This is a genomic window from Streptomyces sp. NRRL B-24085 (genome assembly GCF_001282115.1).
GTDB lineage: Bacteria > Actinomycetota > Actinomycetes > Streptomycetales > Streptomycetaceae > Streptomyces.
This window is the reverse complement of sequence record NZ_LJBR01000252.1, coordinates 1-3027: the sequence shown is the minus strand read 5'-3', so window position 1 is coordinate 3027 and position 3027 is coordinate 1. Positions and strand designations below refer to the sequence as shown.

The 3027-nt window shown below is 71.6% G+C and carries 2 protein-coding genes; one reads left to right on the top strand and one right to left on the bottom strand.

Annotated features, from left to right (window positions below; genetic code table 11):
* The coding region (locus AOJ26_RS26050) for a hypothetical protein (RefSeq protein WP_053850782.1) at positions 1–792 on the bottom strand (792 nt) is incomplete at its 3' end.
* A gap of 160 nt (positions 793–952) precedes the next feature.
* On the opposite strand from AOJ26_RS26050, the gene AOJ26_RS26045 reads away from it, so the two are divergent.
* Positions 953–3001 carry an MDR family MFS transporter gene (locus AOJ26_RS26045; protein ID WP_053850781.1) on the top strand — a complete coding sequence of 683 codons (2049 nt, stop codon included), beginning with the start codon at positions 953–955 and terminating at the stop codon, positions 2999–3001.
* The last annotated feature ends 26 nt before the right edge of the window (positions 3002–3027 follow it).

Here is a 3027-nt window from a genome sequence, read left to right as displayed (position 1 = left end):
CTGGGTGAGGCGTAGTTCGAGCTCGACGACCTCCGGACCCTCGGAACCCCGCCGCAGAACCGGCGGAGCGGCCTCTTCCGCCGAGTCCGCCCCGGCCGCCGGCTTCGTCGCGGTGGAGGCCGTCGGGCTCGCCGAGGGCGCTGCCGAGTGGGAAGGGCCGGGGAAGGCGCTGGACTCCGACGGGGACGGGGAGGCCGAGGGGCTCGCGCTCGCCGTGGCGGACGGGGGCGCGGAGGACGGCCGTACGGAGGGCGTGGGCGCGGTCGGGGACGCCGACGGCGCGGTCGTAGTCACGTCCGGCACGGCCGGCCGTACGTCCCGCGGTGCCGCCTCGTCCCGCGACGGCGGGTCGTACGCGAACAGCCCGCTGGCGATGCCGGCCGCCGCGACCACGGCCACCACCGCCCCGGCCGAGGCGAGGAGAACGGTACGGCGACGGGTGCGGCGCGAGCGCGGGTCCGGGGCAGGGCCGGGTGCGGAGAGGTCCTCCTCCGACGCGAACAGGCTCAGATCGGTGGGACTCGGGGCGCTCGGCGGCGGTGTCGGTGTCGGCGCGCGCAGTGGCCGGGTGGCCTCCGGTGCGGGCACCCGCGGCACCGGTGCCGTCTCCTCGTCCAGCTCGACGTACGGCCGTATGCGCAGCGGATCGAAGTCCTCCGCCGCGGCCGCCTCCGCCGTACGCGCGTCCCGCAGCGCGTCCGACGCGCGCCGGGTGCACCCGCACGACGGGGTGTTGTCCGCCCCTCTCGGCGCCCCGCACTCCGGGCACAGATGGCCGTTCGACTCCGCCATGTGTTCGTCCCTCCCCTCACAAACTCCAGAGATTATGCAGAACCCCTCCACAGCCGCCTTTCGGAAGCCCCCGGAATATCGGCTTCCAACAGGACTCAACAGGCCGTAAACGGTCACACCGACCACGATGGAGAGGTAACGAGAGCCTCGGGAGGTCTTCATGGCCGCGGATGCGCACGGTATGACGGAGGATGTGCGAGACACGCGAGAACACCCCGTGTCCGGCAACGTCCTCGTCTCGATCGGGGCCCTGCTGCTGGGCATGCTGCTCGCCGCGCTGGACCAGACCATCGTCTCCACCGCGCTGCCCACGATCGTCAGCGACCTCGGGGGCATGGAGCATCTGTCCTGGGTCGTGACCGCGTATCTGCTCGCCTCCACGGCGGCGACCCCGCTGTGGGGCAAGCTCGGTGACCAGTACGGGCGCAAGCGGCTGTTCCAGACCGCGATCGTGATCTTCCTGATCGGCTCGGCGTTGTGCGGCATGTCCCAGGACATGACCCAGCTCATCGCCTTCCGGGCGCTTCAGGGGCTGGGCGGCGGCGGGCTGATGGTGCTGTCGATGGCGATCGTCGGCGACCTCGTCCCGCCCCGCGAACGCGGCCGCTACCAAGGGCTGTTCGGGGCGGTGTTCGGCGCGACGAGCGTGCTCGGGCCGTTGCTGGGCGGCCTGTTCACCGAGCATCTGAGCTGGCGGTGGGTGTTCTACGTCAACCTTCCGGTCGGTGTGGTCGCGCTGGCCGTGATCGCCGTGGTGCTGCGGATCCCGCGCAAGTCGACCAAACACGTCATCGACTACCTGGGGACCTTCCTGATCGCCGCCGTCGCCACCTGTCTGGTGCTGGTGGCCTCGCTGGGCGGGAACACCTGGGGATGGGGCTCGCCCCAGATCGTCGGGCTCGCGGTGCTGGGCGTGGTGCTCGCGGTCGCGTTCGTGGCGGTCGAACGGCGGGCCGCCGAGCCCGTGCTGCCGCTGAAGCTGTTCCGGGTGCGGACCTTCACCCTGTCCGCCGTCATCAGCTTCATCGTCGGGTTCGCGATGTTCGGGGCCATGACCTACCTGCCCACCTTCCTCCAGGTGGTGCAGGGCGTCTCGCCGACCATGTCCGGGGTGCACATGCTGCCCATGGTGTTCGGGCTGCTGCTGTCCTCGACCGTGTCCGGGCAGATCGTCAGCCGTACCGGGCGGTGGAAGGTGTTCCCGGTGGCCGGGACCGCGGTCACCACGCTGGGACTGCTGCTCCTGCACCGGCTCGACGAGAGCAGTTCCACCTGGGTCATGAGCGTGTACTTCTGTGTGTTCGGGCTGGGGCTCGGCCTCGTCATGCAGGTGCTGGTGCTGATCGTGCAGAACGCCGTCTCGTACGAGGACCTCGGCGTCGCCACGTCCGGTGCGACCTTCTTCCGGTCCATCGGGGCGTCCTTCGGCGTCGCCATCTTCGGTACGGTCTTCGCGAACCGGCTCGGCGACAAGCTGGCCGAGGCGCTGCGCGGGGCCCAACTGCCGCCCGGGGTCTCGGTGTCGGAGCTGGAGGCCGACTCCCGGGGACTGGCCGAACTGCCGGGCGCGCTCAGGCCCGAGGCGCTGCACGCGTACGCCTCGTCGATCACCGACGTCTTCCTCTACGCCGCGCCCGTCGCGTTCCTCGGCTTCGTGCTCGCGTGGTTCCTCAAGGAGGACCGGCTGCGGGGGTCGGTCACCGCGCCCGACGTCACGGAGACGCTCGCCAGCAATCCGGTGGAACGCTCGTCGTACGACGAGGTGTGCCGGGCCCTGTCGGTGCTCGGCACCCGGGAGGGGCGGCGGGAGATCTACCGCGAGATCACCGCGCGGGCCGGGTACGACCTGCTGCCCGCGTCGAGCTGGCTGGTGCTGCGGATCCGCAAGTACGGGTGGGTGGAGCCGGCCCTGCTCGCCGAGCGCACCTCCGTGCCCCTGGGCGCGATCATCGAGGCGGCACGGCAGGTGGAGGAGCGCGGGCTGGCTGCCCGCCAGGGCCTCGACCTGCTGCTCACCGAACAGGGCCGGGAGGTCGCCACGCGCCTCGCGTCGGCCCGGGAGGAGTCCCTGGGCGAGCTCCTGGGGGACTGGTGGGGTCCCGACCGGCCCACCGATCTCACCCAGCTCGTGAAGGACCTGAACGACGAGATGTGCGGGTCTGCGCGGGAGCAGCCGCATGACGGGGGTGGGGCGGCGGCTCGGTTGTGACGGGTGGGTCCGGTGGTGGGCGGTTC

Bases quoted from the DNA above. Each gene is read 5' to 3' on its own strand.
- AOJ26_RS26045 (WP_053850781.1), top strand. From the start codon at position 953: ATGGCCGCGGATGCGCACGGTATGACGGAGGATGTGCGAGACACGCGA.